A 22,023-nucleotide genomic window follows, 5' to 3' on the forward strand; every position below is an offset into this window, starting at 1 on the left:
ATGAACAACACTTTAATTGATGTCGAACAACTCGGTAAAACCTTTCCGCTTGCTGGTGGTGGAGAATATATCGCCCTCAAAGGAATTGATCTACAAATAAAAGTCGGTGAATTTATCTCTTTAATTGGTCACTCTGGCTGTGGAAAATCAACCCTTTTAAATATGGTTGCGGGGTTAGATCATCCCACCGAAGGAATTGTCACCATTGAAGGACAACGCATCACCCAACCTGGCCCCGATCGCATGGTTGTCTTTCAAAACTATTCCTTGCTTCCCTGGCGAACTGTACGCGAAAATATTGCTTTAGCGGTAGACTCGGTATTGCAAGGAATGCCAGCCGGAGAACGTCGCACCGTGATCGAAAGCCACATTGATATGGTGGGACTGCGACACGCCGTTGATAAATATCCGAGTCAACTGTCTGGCGGGATGAAACAGCGCGTTGCGATCGCCCGTGCCTTAACCCTGCGCCCGAAATTGTTGCTGTTGGATGAACCCTTTGGGGCGTTGGATGCCTTGACACGGGGGAACTTGCAAGAACAACTGATGAAAATTTGCCAGGAACACTGTATTACCGCTTTGATGGTAACGCATGATGTTGATGAAGCGGTGTTATTATCTGATCGGATTGTGATGTTAACCAACGGGCCGAAATCAAAAATTGGGCAAATTTTAGAAGTCGATATTCCTCGCCCTCGCAAACGGATGGAAGTAGTCGAACATCCCAGCTATTACAGTCTCCGCAGCGAGATGATCTACTTCCTCAACCAACAAAAACGCATCAAAAAAATGCGGGCGAAGAAAACCTCTGCGATCGCCCGTCATGGCTTAGAAAAAGTTAACATCGATATTGGCTTCGTTCCTCTGAGTGCCTGTGCGCCCCTGGCGGTTGCCAAAGAAAAAGGATTTTTTGCCAAACACGGCTTAGATGAAGTTTCCCTCGTGCGGGAAACCAGTTGGCGAGGCATTAGCGATGGCATGGTGGGCGGTTATTTAGATGCGGCGCAAATGCCCTCTGGAATGCCGCTATGGTTAAGTTTAGGCGGTCACAACGATAAACCCCTGGCTGTTGTTACAGGCTTAACCATGACGCGCAACGGGAATGCCATTACCCTCTGTCGCCGCTTTTATGAAAAAGGTATTCGCACCCTCGCCGACTTCCGCAAAATGTTGTTGTCTTCGACGGGTGAACCCCACCGCATGGGAATGGTACATCCGGCTTCAATGCACAACCTGCTGTTGCGTTATTGGTTAGCCTCTGGCGGTATTGATCCTGATTATGATCTTCATCTGCAAACCATTCCCCCGGCGCAAATGGTGGTAGACTTAAAAGCCGGAAGTATTGATGGCTTCTGTGTCGGTGAACCCTGGAACCTGCGGGCGACAAAAGAAAATGTCGGGTTTATCGTGGCGACGGACTTGGAAATTTGGCCCGGACATCCGGGTAAGGTGTTGGGGGTGCGCGAAGACTGGGCGAATGCTTATCCGAATACTCACATTGCCTTAGTCAAGGCGTTGTTAGAAGCCGGACAATATTGTGCTGATCCTGCTAACCATGAAGAAATTCGTCAGATTCTCGCCCATCGGGAATATGTAGGAACTCCGGTGGAATACATCCAATTCCACGAAACAGAAGCGGCGAGTTGTCCTCTTGATTCTACCTTGTCATCCTACGCCCATCATCTATTTTTTGGCAATGGCGTTAACCGTCCGAGTCGCACTGAACAACTATGGCACATGGTAGAGATGGCACGTTGGGCGCATACTCCGTTTCCGCGTAACTGGGTGGAAATTCTCGAACGAATTTGTCGCGTTGGGGTGTTTAGTACGGCTGCCCGTGAATTAGGGTTGTCTGAAATTAGTTATACTCGCGGTGAAATTAAACTGTTTGATGGCACTCGTTTTACAACAGAAGATCCCATTGGCTATCTCAATAGTTTAGCGATAAAACGAGATTTCACAATGGCAGAAATTCATCTCGATTCACCTCAGCGATATATCGCTTAATTAGGATGTAAGGGCCTGTTTGCGCTGATTTATGTTTCTACTAACGTGAATAAACTTGCCCTTGACAGTGAACAGTATTGATAACTGTAGGGGCGGGTTCGCCAGAGAGATCAATCTCCCAAAAAGAACCTCTATAAACCCGCCCCATCCTACAAACTTTACATTCAGGTATTTTCAATAAACACACAAGTTAGGAGTCGTCAAAAAAAATGGTTTCTAAAACTAAAGTTTCGGTCAAACCTCAAACGAATCGTCAAGCGTTTTTAAGTTTTGAAAATGTTTCTAAGATTTATCCAACCCCCAAAGGGCCTTACACGGTTTTAGAAAATGTTAATTTGACGATAGACCAAGGTGAATTTATTTGTGTAATTGGTCACTCCGGTTGCGGAAAATCAACGCTTCTGAATATGGTTTCCGGGTTTAATCAACCCACTCACGGCAAAGTTTTATTGCGGGGTCAAGCGATTAAAGAACCTGGCCCGGATCGAATGGTGGTGTTTCAAAACTATGCGTTATTGCCTTGGCGTAGTGTTTTTGATAATGTTTATTTAGCGGTTAATGCGGTTTATCCGAATAAGCCAGAAGCGGAAAAACGGGCAATTGTTCGAGATCATTTAGCGTTAGTTGGACTGGCTGAAGCCGCAGAGAAAAAACCCACTCAAATTTCGGGGGGGATGAAGCAACGGGCGGCGATCGCACGGGCGTTAGCCATTCGTCCAGAGGTGTTGATTTTAGATGAACCGTTTGGGGCGTTAGATGCGATTACCAAAGAAGAATTGCAGGAAGAATTGCTGAAAATTTGGAATGATCATCGTTGTACGGTGTTGATGATTACTCACGATATTGATGAAGCTTTATTCCTGGCTAATCGATTGGTAATGATGACAAATGGGCCTCATGCAACGATTGGGGAAGTGTTAGAAATTCCTTTTGAACGTCCTCGCGATCGCACGCAAATCATGGAAGATCCGGTGTATTATGATCTTCGTAACTATGCGTTAGATTTCCTCTATAATCGGTTTGCTCACGATGACGATGCGGCTTAAATCAATTTAAACACCTCGTTGAGAAACCGGGTTTTTGGCAATGGGTTTAGAAACCCGGTTTTTCCGATCTCTAATTGTTAGATTGAATCCACTTTTAAGCCAAATTTTTTCAAGCGATCAGTTAATTTTTGTCCGAGTTTTTGCTGTTGATCAATCTGTTCTCGTTTTTGAATAAGTTCAGGGTTGGGTTGGCCGATTTGCCGTTGATTTTTTTGAAGTTCGATCCAATTTCCCTTAAGATCATACCAGCGTAACCATTGCCGTTCTAGACCTTCATAAATGTCTGGGCATAACCCCAACCCTAATTCTAATTCAGGTATCCAAAGCCGTTGATTTTTGACCTCCAATTCCTCATAGTGACTGCCGATCATTTGAAAGCCTTCTAATTGATTCGTTTCAGGATCAAACAAGATATAATAGGGAATGCGAAGAAAGCGTTCATAAACATCCCATTTTGTGGGAATCGCATCCACCCCAACGGGAGTTTGACCTAAATCTTCTGTGGCGGTGTCTGAAGAGAGAAATTCAACCACAATAAAGGGATTAAAACTTTCTTGCCAAGCGACATAGGATGTGCGAATATTTTGACGTTGATAGAGTTTATCGACTCCTAAAACGCCAAACCAATCCGGACGTTTGAATTGTTGGGGATGACGCGGATCGAAATACAGATTGATATTGCTTCCTGAAAATACTCGATCTGCGGGATAATCAGGAGGAGTAAAGGTTAATTCTAATAAACGAGATTGACAAAGCTGAAATTGCTCAGAGATTAAAGAATTGGGAAGGGAATTAAAGTCTTTAGAAGGGGTAGGATAAAAGGATTGTGTTAAAGGCATTTAGCTTAATATCGTCAGGGTTAGTATGATCTCCGTTTACTCAAACCATGCTACAGGAAAATAGAAAAAAAACGCATCTTTATTCTACATGAATCCGTTAGCCATAATTAGCGAAATCGAAGTTGGCTTGATAATAAACAACATTTCAAGGCAACACCAGAGTTATCATCCGCCCTCAGTATCCTGCCCCTAATACTCTCTTAGACGAAAAGATTTCCAAAAAAGTTCGATCCACCCAAAAAGATGCTAAATAAAGCAAATAGAGTTGAGCAATTGAATAGCTTTAGCTGTTTCATCTTAATAGATTAGCCCTTTGAGCGATGCCTACACTATACCTCAAAAAAAATTAAAATCAGGATTTTTGATCGCTTCTAATCAAAAAAATTAGGGGTTTTGAGTGTTTGAGTTTTCAATTTGAACGTTGGGTACAAACAAAACGCGATCAATGGGAACAATTAAACCATTTTGAGTCAGGATGAATTCACCTGATTTTGCGGTTGCTTCATTAAGCTGAACTTCTGCCAGAGTTGAATTGACTTGAATACGCACTACATTTCCACTCAGCGTTTGAATTTCCCCTTCCGTGATATCAGTAGTTTGAATTTGCCCAATGACAAAATGATTTTTGATAAATTCGATCAAAAGATTGCGATTTTCAGGTAAAATTAAGCGATCATATAATCCGGCTGTTAGACGATCAAATGCTTCTTCTGTGGGTGCAAATATTACAAAAAATCCTGATTGTTCCAGATCTGAACTGAGATCAGAAAGTTCTAAAATGGATATAAGGGTCTGAAATTTGTTATCGTTTTCAAGTGTTTTAACGATATCACTCGGACTCGAACGACGAGCCGTTCCCCTGACAACGCTGGGTGCAAAGGGGTTCTGATTAGAACTTTCAGTTACATTGTTCTCGCTCGTAGGAATTGTGTTAGGATTGGGCAAGTTTTCAGGGAAATCAGTGTCGAGTAAACCGCGATTCGTTTCTGAAGGTGTATCAGAATCTGATGGAGTTTTTTCGGAGTATGACTGTGCTAAAATCTCAGCCGTTATTCCTACATTCACACTTAAAATTACTATCCATGCCGCTAATAGTTTTATGGTTTTTTGAAGCATAAAATTCATCATTATCTTTTTAACAACTGTTTAAAAATATACCCAGAATAGAGACTTGAGCTATGAGCTTTTTGAAACCTTATTATTGGATTTTGGCAGTGCTAACCTTGGTATTGGTTTGTGCAACGAATGCCAGAGCAGTATTTCCTGGCTCTCCTATTGTATCGAAAGTTGAACCTATTGCCCAGATTGAAACCCAAGAAGATCCAAAAACACGAGCGATGGAACTTTACCAAGAAGGCACGAAACTGTTAAACTCTGGTCAATTTAAAGCGGCTTTGGACACCTTTGAACAAGTTTTAATCACAGTCAGAAGCATCAATGCTCGTTTGGGAGAAGCGGGAACGCTCAACCAAATTGCTTTAGTTTATTACCATTTAGGGGAGTATGAAAAAGCTCTGACTTCCTATGAAGAAGCGTTAAACATTTACACTCAAGAAAAAAACCTGCAAGAACAAGGGACTATTTTCACCAATATGGGTGTGCTTTATGGTGAGCTTGGACAGTATCAAAAAGCATTAGAGTCTCATCAACAAGCGCTCGCCCTCGCTCAAAAAGTTGACGATACAAAAAAGCAGGGTGAAATTCTCAATAATATGGGTACAATTTATCAAAAATTGAATCAAAATAAAGAAGCTTTACAATTCTACCTGCAAGCATTAGAAATTCTGCGTAAAGATGGAGATCCGGGTTGGCAAGCAACTATTCTAAATAATACGGGCTTAATCTATGCCGAATTAGAGCAGTATCAAGAAGCGATTGATTCTTATACAAAAGCCCTAACTTTAGCCGAAAAAGATGGCGATCACATTACCAAAGGTCGAATTTTAAATAATCTCGGTTTAGTGCGGAGTAAACTCGGAGATTGGCAAGGGGCGTTACAGTCTTTAGAAAAGGCGTTAATCATTCGTAAAAAATTGATTGATTTACCGGGAGAACGAACCACTCATAATGATATTGGTAGCGTTTATCGGGATTTAGGTGAGTATGAAATCGCCCTCAAACATTATGAACAAGCCTTAGAAATTTCCAGGAAAATTCATGCTCGTCCCCAAGAAGGTGAAACCCTTAGTAATATTGGTTTAACTTTGCTAAAATCCGGTCAAGAAGCCCCAGCAAGCCAAAAGTTATTTGAAGCTGTAACCATTTGGGAATCTCTTCATCCCGGACTTAATGATGAAAATAAAGTCTCTTTAATGGATAGTCAAGCCGATACCTATCGTTGGTTACAGCGAGCCTTAATTGCTCAAAATCAAATTGAAGCCGCTTTAGAAGTCTCAGAACGAGGTCGAGCGAGAGCATTTGCTCAGTTATTAGCCTCGCGATTTAATGAGTCTGATTTATCACCGCCTCCCTTGACATTTAAACAAATTCAAGAAATTGCTCGACAACAAAAATCTACCCTGGTTGAATATTCAATTGTGATTGAGGATGAACTACTTTATATCTGGGTCATTCAACCAGATGGTCACGTTGAATTTCGGACGGTTTATATTAGTTCGTTGCGAAGTTTTTTACCTCTAGTTGGAAGTGATCGAGACGTGGCGATGAATCGGGGGAATAAGGGTGCAGAAAAAGAGGAAATGAGCATTAATAATATTCGTCAAACTTATCCAATCATTGAAAATCAAGCTCTAGAAAATCCCGAAAAAGTTCCTAATCCCGTCCGTCGTCGAGATCCGTTTCTCTCACGCAGATATCGATTTCTGATTGAACCGATAGCGGATTTACTGCCAACTAATCCCGAAACTCATGTGATTTTTATTCCTCATCAAAAGTTCTTTTTGGTTCCGTTTGCAGCCTTGCAGGATGAAGAAGGAAAGTATTTAATTGAAAAGCACACCATTTTAATTTCACCTTCAATTCAAGTGTTAGATATCACGGCTAAACATCAAAATACTTTGTCTCAAAAAGAGCCGTTAAACACCTTAATTGTTGGCAATCCCACCATGCCGAGTATTGCCTATCGACTCGGTGAAGAATCCAAGCCTTTAAGTTCTCTCCCCGGAACCGAACGGGAAGCTTTAACGATTGCTAAACTGTTAAAAACAGAAGCATTAATCGGAGATTTAGCCACAGAAAAAACAGTTGTAGAAAATATGATACAAGCTCATAATATTCACTTAGCCACTCATGGTTTAGTGAATGAATTAAAACATTTAGGGTTAGAAATTCCGGGAGCTTTAGCCCTAACACCGACTTTAGAAGAGGATGGTTTACTCACGGCCAATGAAATTTTAGACTTAAAATTAAAAGCAGAATTAGTGGTTTTAAGTGCTTGTAATACAGGTTTGGGTAAAATCACTGAAGATGGAGTTATTGGACTCTCACGTTCCTTTATTTCGGCAGGTGTTCCCAGTGTAATTGTGTCTTTGTGGTATATTCCTGATCATCCCTCGGCGGATTTAATGATAGAATTTTATCAGCAGATGCAAACGATTTCTGATAAAGCTTTAGCATTGCGTAAAGCGATGATTAAAACCATAGAAAAACATCCCAGACCTCTGGAATGGGCGGGATTTATTCTCATCGGACAATCCTGATTTTAAATTGAGGGTTTTCTACTCAAAAACAACGGTTCTTTTATTATAAACTAACACCCGATTTTGTAAGTGCAATCTAACGCCTCTTGCTAATACAAGTCGTTCTAAATCTTTGCCTTTCCGAATCAAATCAGCAACCGCATCTCGATGACTGACTCGCACAACATCCTGTTCAATAATCGGCCCTTCATCTAAATCTTCGGTAACATAATGGGCGGTTGCCCCAATAATTTTAACGCCTCTGGTGTAAGCCCGTTGATAGGGATTTGCACCGGGAAATGCAGGTAAAAACGAGTGATGAATGTTAATAATATTCGGAAATTCAGCCACAAAATATGAACTCAAAATCTGCATATATTTAGCCAAAACTACTAAATCAATTTGATATTGCTTTAAAATCTCTAACTGTTGGGTTTCTTGTTCTTTTTTATTGTCTTTGGTGATGGGAATATGATAAAATTCTATACCAAATTGTTCGGCAATGGGTTTTAAATCTGTATGATTGCTAATCATCACCGGAATTTCTACCGCCATTTCTTTGGCTTGCCATCGCCATAATAAATCTAATAAACAATGATCTTGCTTTGTTACCCAAATCGCAATTCGAGGAATTTTATCAGAAAAATGTAGTTGCCAATTTGCATTTAAGGGTTTAGCGATCGCCCCAAATGCTGGGTTAATTACTTCTCGCGGTAAGTTAAATCCTTCTAATTGCCATTCTATACGAGTCAAAAAGACTCCTGAAGCAAAATCGGTATGCTGATCCGCATGAATAATATTTCCGCCATTAGAGTAAATAAAATTCGCAATTTTTGCAACCAGTCCCCGTTGATCTGGGCAAGATAATAATATTGTTGCTGTAGGTGAACTCATGTCAATCTGCCATAATAGAGATGATTCTAAATTATCTATGATTTTTCCGAATGAATCAATAGGGAAAAGGAACATAATAGAATATCACCGAATTCAACCGCAATAAATTCACACCAAACGACTGCTATTTCGTCTATTGTAGAGGCGGAAAGCTTGCGGAAAAAATCTAACTTTAGCAAGACTTTAATTCACTTAACAAAATCACAATTTCATCAATCGCTTGTCTTAATTCTGAAGCTGATTGATTTGAATGATTCACCAAAATACTAAACACCAAGGGTTGATAATTGGGCGGATAAAGATATCCTGCTAACCCAGAAACTCCGGTTAACGTTCCCGTTTTTGCATAAACAATTCCGGCTGCGCTTGTTCCTCGAAAACGCCCTTTTAACGTTCCCGTTTCTGCTGCGATTGGAAGCGACTTTTTGTAAATCTCAAATAGCGGTGAATTTGCCATCCCAATTAACGTTTGAGTTAACGCTTCTGGACTGATTAAATTCTGTCGAGATAAACCGGAACCATCAACTAGACGATAACTTTCGGGTTCAACCCCTAATTTTTTTAAGATGTCTTGAATCGCAGTTAACCCCGTTTCCACTGCATCTAAACTCGGCTTCTGTACACCCAAAGTTCGCAGTAAAGCTTCCGCAAAGATATTATTACTTTCTAGATTTACGGTTTGAATTAATTCAGCAATCGGCGGAGATTCAACAATTGCTAATTCCTCGGGGGAATGTTGACTGTTAGAAACAATCGCTGTTTTTAACACCCGAATTCCTTTACTTTCGAGAATCTGTCTAAATTCTTGGAGAAAATTCTCCGTCGGTTCAACGACTGCTGCATAAACAGGTTCCGGTTCAGAACCCGCTCTTAATTGTCCAGAAATATAAAGAATCGGTTGCGTTAAATCTCGCCCAATTTCTACAAATTCGCGTTCAGTTTCTCCAACGGTAATGGTATTATTTTTGATTTGCCATCCTTGGGCTTGTTGAGGACGAACCCAAGTCACTTTTAACGGTTGATTAACGGCTTGTGGTGATAAAATTAAATCAATCGAATTTTGATGTAAAATCAAACTATTAACAGGCGCACCATGTCCGGCTTGAATGTCTTCCCATTCCCAACTCGGATGGACTGCAAACCCTGGAAAATACCCCGGATCGGCAATCAATTGATTAACCGGATTAATCCCTTTATTTTGAAGCTGTTGGGCTAAATCTTCTAATTGAGTTGCTGTTAAACTCGGATCACCCCGTCCAACAATATAAAGATTTCCTTGTTGATCTCCATAAATTGAAGTTAGAATGCGATAATTAGGCGTAAGTTGAGATAAAGCAGCAGCCGTTGTCATCAGCTTAACGGTAGAAGCAGGGATAAAATAATGTTCAGCATCTCGACTATAAATTGCTTCACCCTTCGACAAAGTTTTGAGCAAAATTCCCCACCGAAAACGTTTAAACTGGGAACGATTGACAATTCCATTAAGTTGAGAATTGAGTTGATGTTCACAGATTAATACTGAGGACTGCGGTTCAGGGTTTGAGGACTGGCTGATGGCGCTAGAAGAAAACCCCAAGAGAAAAAATAGGCTAATTAAAATTGATTGCACCCGAAAGTTGAACAATCTCCCTCGAATGACTGATTTTAACGAAGAATGAAAGCTTGAGGTTGGCACTTTTAAAAATATAGGTAAAATATACAATGAATTCTCAATCAAGACCGTCTCGCTGATTTCAATTGCTGTTAACGGATAACTGTAAAATATGACACGTAAAACAACACGACGCAAGTTTATCATCAGCAGTGTTGCTGTTGCAGGCGGCATTGTCGGGAGTACAGCATTGCACGGGCGGCAGTCACCCAGCGCCGCTCGCTCTCCAATCGCAGTCCCTAACGCAGCAACCATGCCGGAACGGGTACTCGGCAAAACAGGCGTGACATTGCCCATTTTTGGCTTAGGAGGCGCCGGACAAACGCCCATCTCAAAAGCCGGACAGGAAGCCGAAGCGATCGCTCAAATTGAAGCCGCATTAAAGTTAGGAATTCGCTATTTTGATACGGCAGCCAGCTACGGGCCTAGCGAAGATAATATGGGGAAAGTTTTACCCCCAAATCGTTCCAAAATATTTCTCGCCACGAAAACCGCTAAACGCGATCGCGATGGCGCATGGCAAGAATTAGAGCGATCGCTAAAACGTCTCAATACAGATTACCTCGATTCGTGGCAATTGCATCATGTTTCTTTCCCGGAAACCTTAGATGAAATTTTCAGTAAAAATGGGGCGATTAAAGCCATCGAAGAAGCAAAAGAACAGGGAATTATCAAATATTCAGGGATTACCGGACATCACGAACCCGATGTCATTGCCGAAGGTTTGCGTCGTTATCCATTTGATACCACGTTAATCTCAATTAATGCAGCCGATATTCATCATCCTCGGCCTTTTTCTAAAACCGTTTTACCTGTGGCTCAAGAAAAAAATGTCGGCGTTATTGCTATGAAAATTCCTGCCTATGGCAAATTAATTCGCAGTGGCGTATTAGAAGGAATGCACCAAGCGATGGGATATGTATTATCTCTGTCTGGTGTTCATGGCTGTATTATTGCAGCAGAAACCGTCGAACAATTAGAATCTAATTTTAAAGTTGCTCAAGCTTTTAAACAACTCAGTTCTGACGAAATGGCAGCCATTGAAAAACGTACCGCAGTTGCTTGGCAGGAAAATACATTTTTCCGGGCTTGGACGTAATAATAAATTCCCTCTCGTCTAACCCTCCACCCCCCTTTTTAAGGGGGGATTAAGGGGGGATTAAGGGGGGCAGGGGGGATTGGAGAGGGGGTTAGGGGGAGAAGTAAAATTGATGTTAATTCACAGCCGTTTTGCTGAGAACTTCAATCAAACTCCATTGAAATAAAGGAGCATCCGCCGGGGGATTATCAACGATTTTCTCGGCTACCAGAATTTTATAGTTGTAACCGGGTTCATAATTAAAGCCTTTGATGGCATCATAAAACAACGTCCATTCATCTTCAGGACTTTCTCGAACTTGTAAACATTCTTGGGAGACGAGTCCAGTACAGTGAATCGCTTTAGAGTCAACATAAATCACCCGTTCTTCAGTGGTCGAACTCATTGTTGCTTGTTCGCTTTGGAAGGTCATAAAACTAGAACCTCGCTTTATATTGTAGACAATTTACAGTTGATCTTGAGCGTTAATCTTGTAACCTGTTTCTCCCTCTCAAACCTTCAAATCCTATGATTCTTGCGTGATGATTTGCTGAGGCTGACGTTATTTTTCCTGGGGAACAAACGTCATCACACCTGTTCCTCCCTTTGCTTTGTATGAAATTTTGAGTTGACCTTGAGGGCTAATTTCATACCATTGTGCTTCCTCGAGTGAGATTAGATATTCAAATTCTTGTTTCATAATCTCAGATGCACAAGCTTTGCGTGTTGTAGCAAAAGGATTAATACTCAGTTTATTTCCCTCCTTTGTGTAATTGGTCATGTACTGGTTACAACTGCTAAAACCATTGAGCTGATCTTCTGTAAAGTTAGCAGTAATTTCCGTTCCTTTCAAGGGAATTCTCGAAACCGTTCCCTCCTCCAAAGAAACTAAAACCCAACTGGTATTCTCAAGCTGACCACTCGCTTGAGGTGCAAATGTCATCACACCTGCTTCCCCATCAGTTACATAGGAGATTTGTAGTTGACCCTGATCATTAATTTCATATTGCTGCGTTCCCTCTAAAGCAGCGAGATAGGCAAATTCCCGATCCATAATATCTCCCATACAGGCTTTACGAGTGGTCGCAGCAGGGGTAATCTTCAGTTGATTGCCTTCCATCTTATAGGAAGCAACATATCGATTGCAACTTGCTGTTCCCTTCACCTGACCTTCGACAAAATTAGCCGTAATTGGATTCGTTGTTTCTAAAGGATCGGGTAATGTTTTATCCATCCATTCAACTAAAATCCAAGATGTTCCTTCTAAGTCCATTTGTAAAGCCGGAGTCGTCAGAGTTTCAGATACCATCGGAGCGGAAACTGCCTTTTGGCTGTCAATTGCCCCCCCAACAAACAGTCCTATCGTTAGCAATAAACCCGTTAGACTTTGACCAAGCTTTAACGTGTAATTGTTCATCTTAGACTCTTTTGATCCTCCCTGACTCCAGCTTCTGATCGTTTCCTTCAAACCGCTTGTACAAAAATCCGCCCATCTTGCAAACTTTAGATAAAAAGTTCCTAAATTTTGCTTCTGATCCCCAAAAAATTATCTTCTACACCCTGATTTTATCGGGTTTGACCGTCGGCTTCACCCCAAATTTAACAGTCACTCAATTCAGTCAATCATGCGAACAGATGTCACAGCGCGAGTTCTGGGGTTAAACTCAATATCCATTCCCAATCGCTCCCGATCTAACTTCACGAGACCCGAACCCGTTTCGACCACTTTCCAGCCCTGCGATCGCAACTGACGCACCACATTCTCAATATTTTGACCTAAAAATTCTCGACTGGGATCATTAGAATTTCCCCTCCTCGAATCGCCATCAAAACTAATCGAAAACGGCTGACCATCCAAACGACCATCCCCAAAAATGCTACTAATCGAATTATTCGCCCCGTACTCAATATCAACGGTTCCCGAAGCATCCGCATTTCCCGAACTTTCGAGATCAATCACCAATGTATAAGCATCCCGTCGATCCACATCTCCACTCAAACGGATCAAACGGTTATCATCCAAGCGAAACCCTAACTCGGCTTGATCTCCATTATCCACATTCACTGTTACCTGTACAATTTCCCAGTCGCGACGTCCTGAGAGGCTAAACGATCCTTCTCCCCGTTGCGATAACCGCATCGACTCACCCCAACCGGAGGAACCTGTACTCGAACCACCCGTACCAACCCGAATATTCTCACCCGGTATCCAGCCGATTTCCCCGGAGTTGAGGAATTTCACCTCGTACCACATCTGTCCCTCACTGGATCGGGTTTCTTTGAGGACTTCCACCCGCTCCCCCACTACACCATACCCTCGCACTCGCGATCGCCAACTCGGTTCTGTGCGTAAATTGATCCTAGCGTCGGGATCACGATCTGTTAACACCGCTTCCCCTCTAGACACGGTTCTCGGTGTGCGATTTCGATTGGTTTGAGCGATCGCCGCCGGGGGATCAATAATAGCGTTACTCACTCCCCCTAAGCCTAGAATACAACACATTCCTATGGCAACAGATTGGATTTTCATACTTGATTCTCCCCCCAGACTTTCTGAAAATCTGGTTTGATTTACTTTTAGAATATCTTCAAAAACAAAGATTGACTTCCCTCACTGGGATGATCCGAATGAGGGAATTTGTTTCCCCCAAAGGAATGATTTTACTCAAAGTTTCCGGAAGTTCTCCTGTGAGCATTCATTCACTTTGACCGATTCCTTCTCAATTTGTTCCTGTGTTTCCAAAGACCCCTTGAAATCAAACCCGATGCTCCGATAATCCGTTAAGATTTGCTCATCGTCCAAAAGGGCAATTGTTGAGTCACCTGCGGTTGAATTCCACTAATATTATTGTGGGCAAAAATAAAGTTGTTATCCTGCCAAATTGGAATATAAGGAACATCTTTCGCCAGAATCGTTTGCAACTCATCAAACAATAATTGTCGGGCTTGGGGATTTTGTTCTTGACGCTGTTGATCGATTAATTCATTGACGCGATCGCTATAATAAAACGACCCCTGAGATTGCGTCGCCCCTTGTTCACAACCTTTTTCCGGTGAACCTGTCGCACAATCTAAAAACGGTTGTAAATAGTTATCCGCATCTAAAAAATCGGCATACCAATCTAAGAGAAACGTTGGATAAACTCCCTTATCCAATTTCTCAAAAGCCGTCGTTGCTTCTACGCTTTTGAGTTCGAGTTGCAACGCTCCCTCTAACTGTTCAGTCGCCAAGGCTTTCAACGTACTCGCTAACGTCGCTCGTTTATTATTACTCGAGGCATACCAAACTTCTACAACGGCTGGATTTTCAGGAGTATATCCCGCTTGTTTTAACAACGCCTTCGCCTTTTCCGTATTGGCATCTCCATAACTGTCTTTGAAAACCGGTTTATAACTCTCAAATGTCGTGGGAATCATACTATAAAGCGGTTCTCCCTGTCCGCGCAGCACCCGTTCATTAATCAAATTTCGATCCACAATTGCCGCCAATGCCTGTCGAACTTCCGGTTTATTCAACGGTTCAGAATTGAGATTCAGCACCATATAATTCACCGTATTTCCCTGGGCGACAATCATCTGCCATTTGCCCTTTTCCGCGTCAGCTTGTAGACTATTGACTTGATCGGGATCAAGAGAAAGATAAGCCACATCAACCCCATTACTCCGAAACGAATTAAACAAATTCGCTGAACTTGAAAAGCGTTGAATATCAATCCCTTGATTTTGCGGTTTCTCACCCCAATATTGATCAAACCCATTCAAACGAACCACATCAACCCCATATTCAGCCAGTTTATATGGCCCAGTTCCCACTAAAATTTGTGGCTGAAATTTCCCCGCGCCCAACTCATAGGCTTTAGGAGACACCGCACAAGTTCCCGCTACTGCTAACAAGTTGGGAAACGCCGCAAAAGGCTGTTTTAACTTAATCGTCAGTTCATAGTCTCCCGTCGCTTGGATAGAGTCAATGGTATCCGAGAGTAAAAATGCAGGTTGTCCGCCATTTTCAATAAAGCGTCGCAGGGAAAACACCATCGCCTCAGCATTAAACGGCGTATCATCATGGAAAACCACATCCTGACGCACCGGAATTTTGTAGGTTAACCCATCTTCACTCACCGTCGGTAAAGCAGTGGCTAACTGAGGAATCAGTTTTGTCGTTCCCAGTTCGTAGGTGTAGAGGCGATCGCCGACATTATAAAAGATATCATTAGAAAGAGCATCGTAGGCATCAGCCGGATCGAGCGTCCGAATTTTCAGCGTTGTACCGATGGTAATTCGTCCAGGGTTCGACTCAGCAGGGGGAGAAGTATTGGTTTGAGTTTGGCGAGGCGTACAGCTTACCGCCAAAAACCAGCACAGACAGAATAAACTGATAAAGTGTAGGATAGACTGACCTCGACGGTGTTGAAACCATCGGAGGTTAACCGTTTTACTCAAGAATCTTGCAAACATTGGCTTTTCTATCGTCTCAATCTGAACTTTCGATAATAGCGGATAAATGTCTCACTGTTCCCCTTTGATGGCTTTCACCTCAACTTTGCTTTCTAGACAAGAGTTACAACCGTTATAGGCGGTTAAGACTGCATAACCAATAAGTAGGTTTTGCATTCTCTTGCCTTACTTGAGACTTGCTTATAGAAGCTCTTCCAGCAGTTCCAACCAAGGGTATCACCAACGGGTTCACCAATGGGTTCACTAATCCAGGGTCAAACCGTTTCCCTGAGATTTCCTCAACAGTCCCTTTCTGCTCTAAAATTTTAACCCTTGATTTCACCATCAACACAGGGAACAGAACTAAGTAGATATACTCTCTAATAACTCTCTTCAATTATTTGTTTTTTATTTTCCCATTTGAATAAGGTAAAGCCCGCACACCCCGCACAAGCTATATACAGAAGGAGTTTTAAACCCGCACACTATCCGCACAGACCTTGTTTATCCTCCCGCACACTGCACAAAAACACCCCTCAAGAGAAGGGTGCTTAACCTCTATGCTTAACTTTTAATTTTTCTACTGTCTCAGCTCTACTGTCTCTCTAACTAACTGGTCTGTTGCCTCATCATTCAGAAAGGAGATAGGCAAGGGCTGAATCAGTCGGTAACTTGGAACTGAGAAATAACCTGTTGCTGATTGTCTGAGTTGACCGGATGAGAGAAAACCTGTATCTACCAGTTCTCTCAATAATCTCTTAGTTGAACTGGCTGACTCACCCCGATTGAGAACGTCTTTTAGAAGGAATGGGCGATCGCTAAACTTTTTCTGAACCATCACCAACAATCCAAAGGCGCCGTAACTTAAATCTTTCAACATGGCCAATGATGTTTTTATCTAGTCTACCTGTTAGTAGAGTGTAGACACCTGTTAACAGATAGTGTTGACACTGTAGACACCTACCGTATACACTGTAGACAGGTAGTGTAGACAGGTGTATACATGGCAAGTGAACTGATTAGCTTTAGACTCTCAAATAGTGAACTGGACTGGCTTAGAGAGCAATGTGAACCGGGTGAAAGTCTCAACCTTGCAGCTAAGAGACTGCTACTGTCCATCCATCAAGGTGTAGACAGTGTAGACACCCCTGTTAACAGTCCTATAGACACTGTATACACCCCTGTTAACAGTGTAGACACCCCTGATATAAGAGAGGAATTAGAACAGCTACAAACTAAACTGGATGAACGTTTTGAGGGGTTAGAGGAACGCTTGGGAAAGCTGAACGCCTGAGTGAAGAACTGGAAACACTCAGGCAATCTGTTAACAGTGGTGTAGACAGGTGTAGACAGTGGTGTAGACAGGTGTAGACAGGTAGGTGTAGACAGTGTAGACAGTGGTGTAGACAGGTGTATACAGTTAGAAAATTGGTTGGCCAACACAGTCCCAAAACTAAAAAGGGAGAGGGGGTACACGTCCAACTCGGCAGGGAAGTTGATCAGGTCTATTGAACGGTTGGCTGATAGTTAAAGTGATTAATTGCTAATACAATTTCCTCAAACAAAGGAATTTGTGAACCTGTGAAACCATTGATTCGCATAGTTTTGAGATGCTTAAACCCTATTTTGGCAACCTGTGAAAACAAAAACCCCTAACCATGACGGCTAGGGGTGAGCATCACACCTTATTGGGGAAAGCAACTGGAAAAAACTGCTCTCAGATTAACAGGCGATCGCATTACTCATCTGGCTCATCCTCTGAAGATCGGAGGGGAGTTTGATAGGTAGGTGGCAGGAATCCTGCTTTTTTATAAGACTCCAGTTCCTCTAAAACTCCTCTCAGTATCCAGTCAACGCAGGCTGAGTTACGGGAACGTCCCGACAGACTGCAAGCAAAATCCACCATCTTCTCTAGCTCATCAGAAAGATTTAAAGAAAATTTACTCATATGTAACCCACTTTGAACCCATTGGAGTTGACAAAAGAACTTATAGGGGTTTAAGATGTTCATCAGTTCACGAGAGCGTGAACATTGTTCATTGAAAACTTAAAACCCTAGAGGAATCCCATGTACACTCTATCTGAATTATGCGAGATGACGGGATATTCTAAATCCCACCTTGGACGCCGGGATGGAAATTCGCCATTGTCCCGCGTCAAGGAAACGGTCACATGGACAGAAGTGTTCACGACCAATGAGGACACTGGAGAGGAAATGTTGACAGAGGAAGGCTACGGTTATCTGTTGGACTATTTGAGCTGTTGTGGCAAGGAAGGCACCATGAGCTATGAGGAATGGCAACGTTCAATCTCATTAGAAAATGATCAACCCGTTGCTCTAGTCCCAGTTGAACCCTACCAACCCGAACTTTTGCCCGTCCCAGATGCTCATCAAGCCATCAACAATCTGAAATCCCAACTGTTAATCATGGCCGATGAAGTCGGAGTTCAAAACAAACAGTTTGGAGCTGAACTGGCTCACCGAATGTTCACCCCTCTGGCTGAAAGTTTCACCGTAACCTCTGAGGAAATTCTCAAGCGCTCGTTCGGAGGAAACCAAAGTGCTTAATTGGCTTTTTGGAGGGGAAACAACCCCTAGTAATGAACCCTACACCGTTGAGAGAAACGATTCACGAATGAGAATTGTTGACAATGAAACCGGGAAAACAGTCCGGTATTTTGGGCCAGAAATTGGAGATGCTAACCCGTTTCCCAGTGACGCCAACGACTGGGATATAACCGAGAATGAGTATTTTGCTGACCCAACAACAGGTGAATTGAAAAAGCACATCACTTTTCAGCGTCGGAGATAGTTAAATGATTAACTTTCTACTCGGAAATAGCTTTATGTTCATCCTCTGGTTGTGGGTAAAAGCCGCCTCAATCCCGGTTGGTCAGTTGGCATCCCAACACATTGATAAAGTGGCTCGAATGTACTCCAAGACAGAAATCTGGGATGAGACTCTAGCCATCAGTTTTGCAAAAGTTTCGGCAATCGTTAAGGAGATTGATTAGATGTTTGGACTAGGTAAGAAACAGAACAAGTCAATCGGTTCACAGTCCATGAGTGAAGCTGAAAGCATTCTCCAGAGTGCCAACACAGCGCCCCCAATCAGCAACAATCAGTACAACTTTGCTGAACACTACCGAGGAAATTTCACCGGGATTGAACGCCTCACACCAGAAGAGGTTGAAGCTGCAAAACTGCAAGCCAAAGACCTGAAAGAACAAGTCACCTTACAACGGGGAAAGTTCAGCGCTGATACCGACAGTTTGGAGTCAGTTAAACGCATCTACAAATCAGAAGAAAGTCACAAACGTCAACGACTGGGAAAGATTTTAGACGCACGGGATGGAGAGATTAAAACTGGAGAATATCTCAACGGCAAACTCAAACCCGGACTGCACGAACAGAACCAACGGTTATCACTTTCTGAAGTCAAAGGAGAGGCATTAATCGGACGCATTGATCAACGGTTCCAACTGCGACGGGAAGCAGTCAATCAGTTAAAGGAAACGCTCTATGCTTAGTACCCGGTACGCTGACTTAATAGCCCTCAGTTTGGCATCATTTAACATTGCCTTACTGGTAGCCCGATTGATTCAGCCCAACCTGATCTGGTGGCGGTGGGTGTTAGTAGTTTTACTACTCGCAAAAACCATCATCATTGGGGGAGTGCTTATCTACTATGCCGAGTCAAACAAGAGCAGATTTCATCAGGTTAAAACTGCTTTTGTGGTGATTGCAGCAATCACAGGAGTGAACCTAGCATGGCTCTAATCTCCATCCCTGAAAGGATTGATAGACGTGTTAGCTTCTGGCTTGGTTGTGCCGGACTGTTATCCGTTCTCTCATTGTCACCAAAGCTTGACATTCTGTGGAAAACAGTTGCATCCTCAACCGCTCTTGGTTGTAGCATCCTAGCCTACGACACCAACCACAAAAACAAACCCATCGCCATCAGTGAACGGCAACGGGTAGACAGTGAATTAAACGTGTTGACCGATTTTATCACGGCTCAGGAAACAAGTCAGACTGAAGAAATCCAGTATGATTTGTTAACCCAGATTGAGCAATTCTTCAACAGAGGCAATCGACAGTCAGAACCGACAGTTGAACAGTCATCTGTAGTAGAGGCGTCGCCTGTTCTCTCAGAGGTTATTGAACCTAAGTTAGTAGACGAACACGACAACAACTAAGCAGTTCATAGGGGGTTATTTACACCCCCTAACTTGTTTCAAAATTTAAGGAGAGTAATGAAAGTCAAAGAGATTGAATTTGGACTGACAACCAACTTAGGGAATTATGAATCAGCCCGAATGGCTTTCAGAGTTGAACTAGAGGACTGGGAAGATTACAAACAGTCCCTTGCCAAACTCAAGCAAGAAGTTGTCCAGCTTATGGGTGGTGATACTTCAATTATGCGGAAGCTAGCTACTGATGAACACACCCAAGAATTAGTTAAACAAATTCGGGACGTTCAACGGGAGTACAGGAGCAAGAAGAAAGAGCTTGACAGCTTGCTTTATGACCTGAGCCAAACTGAGGATGAAATCAACCGAGCCACTCAGTTGCTAGAGAAGTTTCGCTTGTTTAAACATGACCCCAATCTCTCTGAGATAGAGAAGGTTATTGATTCTTACGAACGGTTGAAAAACAATCAGTTAGAACCTGAGCAAGTTGATGGAATGTTCTAATCCGCAACAACAATTCTGGGACTGGGTAGAAAACAATATTGCAGATGCTCATGGATCCGAAAAAAGAACTCGCACTAGATCACCTACTGGATGCAATATGTTTCGCCACTGACTTCTGTATAGAGCCTCTTTATAGAGTGTTTGAGATTGGTCAGCCTGTACTGTACCTTGACATCACAAATAAAACTCTGATTGATGGAATTGTTGAAGGCTACCACATCTCAGCCAGTGCTAACCGCTTTGATATTTTCTATGAGGTTAGGCTTGGCGATCAGATAGCCAAAATTCACCCTAACCTCTTGATTTCCTCTGAAGAAGTTAACCGACATCAACTCCATAATAGACAACATGACCACCAAAATTCGACTGATGGCAACTGCACAAGAGGTTGAGAACTGGAAAGCCTTCTTTGACCTCCTAGCCCGTGCTAACGTCATCCAATTGTTACAGGTCTCTGACAATTACAACGACTATAGAGGTAACAGCCAATATCAACGGGCTTATCTTGAAGCTGAGTTACTGGGTGACGTTACCTCGGTTAAATCTCCAGTCGTTCAAAAGCTTCTAGATAACTAACCTTTACGCCTTCTCCTTTTACGTTTTTTGGGAACCATTCTCACTTCTATGCCACACATCTCATATTGTTGGATGATTTCAGGCCGTGTTCCCTGTTCAAGCTCAACAAAATCAGGGAAATCCTCCTCTCTCACCACTGGTTCAAAATCAGATTCTCTTATCTCTGTGAGTGGCATCTGTAGTGGTTCTCTAGCAGGCGGTAACGCTTTCGGTTTGGGAACAGCAGGCAATCTTCTGATGTACTCGCGCATCACCCAAGATTCTGTCTGTCCCTTACGTTCAGCGTGAGCCACTAGCTTTTGCTTCTCTTCTGGTGACAGACGCACGATAACCCGCTCAGATTTTTTTGAACTAGCCATGTTTTGGAGGTAAAAAGTTGAGTTGTAGTTACATTGTAGTCCCGACTGAAAGACATCTGATCTACTCCCAAGTACCCTTGAGAATTGTACAATTTCGTTTTTCTTCCATTTAACTGCGGTCACTCAATCAATCTCAGATAGGCTGCAAATGTAGTGACCCGCTAACGTCATACACTCCCAGTTTTAGACGACAAGTCCGGATTTCAGCATGAGTTTTTGTAGTTTTGGGGCTACACAACCCATAAAAAGAGTTACAAAACCCAAAAAAGTGAGTACAACAGACACTTGAAAGGAAAGGGGGGCTGTTGTAAACTCGAAAGATAGCTTTAAAAGCTAAATCATGAACTTAACGTAAAGTAGGCTTGCTAACTGCGTGGTGGAAATAAAGTCTCTCTAAAGAGCTAGCAAGCTGAGGCTAATGCAATGTTTATGGGCAACTGGACAGAAAGAATGGATACGATATGCTTCTTCCACCGAGCTAGTGTTGCGGTTCTGTAGGTTAAGACCCCATTATTAAAACGGGTACTAAAAAGACCGCAGTAAAGCACGGTGTGAGTCCCCGCCATTGTAAAAGTTTATGGTCATTAGACATAGAGCAAACCCCCCTTTCCGTAGACGCCGCAGGAAAGAGGGGCAAGCTTTAAATGTCAAATGTTATGAACAATAATAACTCAGAACAATTCCGAAGTAAAGACTTTTCCGAAAAACACTGCCAGTACAGGCAGAGACTAGACCAACTGCTGAAGTCACCGTTGACGGGTTGGGATAGAATCTTCATCCGTGACTTAGACCGTCAGTGGAAG

General features: G+C 42.6%; 23 protein-coding genes. 13 read left to right on the plus strand and 10 right to left on the minus strand.

Translation table 11 applies throughout. The features are described from left to right. Both VB836_RS04060 and VB836_RS04065 read left to right on the plus strand, forming a co-directional pair. Positions 1-2,007 (plus strand): ABC transporter ATP-binding/substrate-binding protein, encoded by a 2,007-nt coding sequence (locus tag VB836_RS04060; RefSeq protein WP_323218122.1) that lies wholly within the window; start codon positions 1-3, stop codon positions 2,005-2,007. A 209-nt stretch (positions 2,008-2,216) separates the two neighbouring features. Then, positions 2,217-3,053, plus strand: a complete 837-nt coding sequence (locus VB836_RS04065) for a nitrate ABC transporter ATP-binding protein (protein WP_323218123.1) — start codon at positions 2,217-2,219, stop codon at positions 3,051-3,053. A 77-nt stretch (positions 3,054-3,130) separates the two neighbouring features. Here VB836_RS04065 and VB836_RS04070 read toward each other — a convergent pair whose 3' ends face one another. Both VB836_RS04070 and VB836_RS04075 read right to left on the minus strand, forming a co-directional pair. Beyond that, positions 3,131-3,892: a Uma2 family endonuclease gene (locus VB836_RS04070; RefSeq protein ID WP_323218124.1), complete on the minus strand. Its 762-nt coding sequence runs from the start codon at positions 3,890-3,892 to the stop codon at positions 3,131-3,133. Between the two features lie 384 nt (positions 3,893-4,276). Continuing rightward, the gene (locus VB836_RS04075) at positions 4,277-5,020 is read right to left on the minus strand and encodes a fasciclin domain-containing protein (RefSeq protein WP_323218125.1); all 744 of its coding nucleotides are present in this window, start codon (positions 5,018-5,020) and stop codon (positions 4,277-4,279) included. A 50-nt stretch (positions 5,021-5,070) separates the two neighbouring features. Between VB836_RS04075 and VB836_RS04080 the strand changes: the two genes are divergently transcribed. Continuing rightward, the gene (locus VB836_RS04080; protein ID WP_323218127.1) at positions 5,071-7,551 is read left to right on the plus strand and encodes a CHAT domain-containing tetratricopeptide repeat protein; all 2,481 of its coding nucleotides are present in this window, start codon (positions 5,071-5,073) and stop codon (positions 7,549-7,551) included. A gap of 18 nt (positions 7,552-7,569) precedes the next feature. On the opposite strand, the gene purU is transcribed toward VB836_RS04080, so the two are convergent. Together purU and dacB are read right to left on the minus strand one after the other, a co-directional pair. Continuing rightward, positions 7,570-8,424: a formyltetrahydrofolate deformylase gene (gene purU / locus VB836_RS04085; protein WP_323218128.1), complete on the minus strand. Its 855-nt coding sequence runs from the start codon at positions 8,422-8,424 to the stop codon at positions 7,570-7,572. 172 nt (positions 8,425-8,596) lie between these two features. Beyond that, positions 8,597-10,033, minus strand: coding sequence for a D-alanyl-D-alanine carboxypeptidase/D-alanyl-D-alanine endopeptidase (gene dacB / locus VB836_RS04090; RefSeq protein ID WP_323218129.1), 1,437 nt, complete (start codon positions 10,031-10,033; stop codon positions 8,597-8,599). A gap of 154 nt (positions 10,034-10,187) precedes the next feature. Between dacB and VB836_RS04095 the strand changes: the two genes are divergently transcribed. Then, positions 10,188-11,174 carry an aldo/keto reductase gene (locus VB836_RS04095; protein ID WP_323218130.1) on the plus strand — a complete coding sequence of 329 codons (987 nt, stop codon included), beginning with the start codon at positions 10,188-10,190 and terminating at the stop codon, positions 11,172-11,174. Between the two features lie 115 nt (positions 11,175-11,289). On the opposite strand, the gene VB836_RS04100 is transcribed toward VB836_RS04095, so the two are convergent. From VB836_RS04100 to VB836_RS04120, 5 genes are all read right to left on the minus strand, one after another. Further along, the gene (locus VB836_RS04100; protein ID WP_235441174.1) at positions 11,290-11,559 is read right to left on the minus strand and encodes a DUF4377 domain-containing protein; all 270 of its coding nucleotides are present in this window, start codon (positions 11,557-11,559) and stop codon (positions 11,290-11,292) included. Positions 11,560-11,715: 156 nt separating this feature from the next. Continuing rightward, positions 11,716-12,570 (minus strand): META domain-containing protein, encoded by an 855-nt coding sequence (locus tag VB836_RS04105; RefSeq protein ID WP_323218131.1) that lies wholly within the window; start codon positions 12,568-12,570, stop codon positions 11,716-11,718. Between the two features lie 198 nt (positions 12,571-12,768). Then, a complete protein-coding gene (locus VB836_RS04110; RefSeq protein WP_323218132.1) occupies positions 12,769-13,683 on the minus strand; it encodes an SH3 domain-containing protein in 915 nt (304 codons plus the stop codon). Positions 13,684-13,934: 251 nt separating this feature from the next. Beyond that, positions 13,935-15,608 carry an ABC transporter substrate-binding protein gene (locus tag VB836_RS04115; RefSeq protein WP_323218133.1) on the minus strand — a complete coding sequence of 558 codons (1,674 nt, stop codon included), beginning with the start codon at positions 15,606-15,608 and terminating at the stop codon, positions 13,935-13,937. A 559-nt stretch (positions 15,609-16,167) separates the two neighbouring features. Then, positions 16,168-16,467 carry a hypothetical protein gene (locus VB836_RS04120; protein WP_323218134.1) on the minus strand — a complete coding sequence of 100 codons (300 nt, stop codon included), beginning with the start codon at positions 16,465-16,467 and terminating at the stop codon, positions 16,168-16,170. Between the two features lie 123 nt (positions 16,468-16,590). Here VB836_RS04120 and VB836_RS04125 point away from each other — a divergent pair, with 123 nt between their 5' ends. The 9 genes from VB836_RS04125 (at position 16,591) to VB836_RS04165 (ending at position 20,861) form a co-directional block, all read left to right on the plus strand. Next, positions 16,591-16,881 carry a hypothetical protein gene (locus VB836_RS04125; protein ID WP_323218135.1) on the plus strand — a complete coding sequence of 97 codons (291 nt, stop codon included), beginning with the start codon at positions 16,591-16,593 and terminating at the stop codon, positions 16,879-16,881. A gap of 774 nt (positions 16,882-17,655) precedes the next feature. Beyond that, on the plus strand, positions 17,656-18,156 hold the full coding sequence (locus tag VB836_RS04130) for a hypothetical protein (RefSeq protein WP_323218136.1): 501 nt from the start codon (positions 17,656-17,658) through the stop codon (positions 18,154-18,156). Next, entirely contained in the window at positions 18,149-18,400 is a 252-nt protein-coding gene (locus VB836_RS04135) for a hypothetical protein (protein WP_323218137.1), read from the plus strand. The genes VB836_RS04130 and VB836_RS04135 overlap by 8 nt, the downstream gene beginning before the upstream one ends. A 4-nt stretch (positions 18,401-18,404) precedes the next feature. Continuing rightward, a complete protein-coding gene (locus VB836_RS04140; RefSeq protein WP_323218138.1) occupies positions 18,405-18,602 on the plus strand; it encodes a hypothetical protein in 198 nt (65 codons plus the stop codon). Beyond that, complete coding sequence (locus tag VB836_RS04145) at positions 18,603-19,118, plus strand: hypothetical protein (RefSeq protein WP_323218139.1); 516 nt, start codon at positions 18,603-18,605, stop codon at positions 19,116-19,118. After that, a complete protein-coding gene (locus tag VB836_RS04150) occupies positions 19,111-19,368 on the plus strand; it encodes a hypothetical protein (protein WP_323218140.1) in 258 nt (85 codons plus the stop codon). The genes VB836_RS04145 and VB836_RS04150 overlap by 8 nt, the downstream gene beginning before the upstream one ends. After that, positions 19,359-19,787, plus strand: a complete 429-nt coding sequence (locus VB836_RS04155) for a hypothetical protein (protein WP_046281485.1) — start codon at positions 19,359-19,361, stop codon at positions 19,785-19,787. Before VB836_RS04150 ends, VB836_RS04155 begins: the two co-directional genes overlap by 10 nt. Positions 19,788-19,844: 57 nt before the next feature. Next, positions 19,845-20,285, plus strand: a complete 441-nt coding sequence (locus VB836_RS04160; protein ID WP_323218141.1) for a hypothetical protein — start codon at positions 19,845-19,847, stop codon at positions 20,283-20,285. A gap of 348 nt (positions 20,286-20,633) precedes the next feature. Beyond that, a complete protein-coding gene (locus VB836_RS04165) occupies positions 20,634-20,861 on the plus strand; it encodes a hypothetical protein (RefSeq protein WP_323218143.1) in 228 nt (75 codons plus the stop codon). Here VB836_RS04165 and VB836_RS04170 read toward each other — a convergent pair. Next, a complete protein-coding gene (locus tag VB836_RS04170; protein WP_323218144.1) occupies positions 20,858-21,220 on the minus strand; it encodes a hypothetical protein in 363 nt (120 codons plus the stop codon). The two genes, VB836_RS04165 and VB836_RS04170, sit on opposite strands and share 4 nt — an antisense overlap. Positions 21,221-22,023 lie beyond the last annotated feature (803 nt).

This window comes from Limnoraphis robusta BA-68 BA1, assembly GCF_034932365.1.
Classification (GTDB): domain Bacteria; phylum Cyanobacteriota; class Cyanobacteriia; order Cyanobacteriales; family Microcoleaceae; genus Capilliphycus; species Capilliphycus robustus.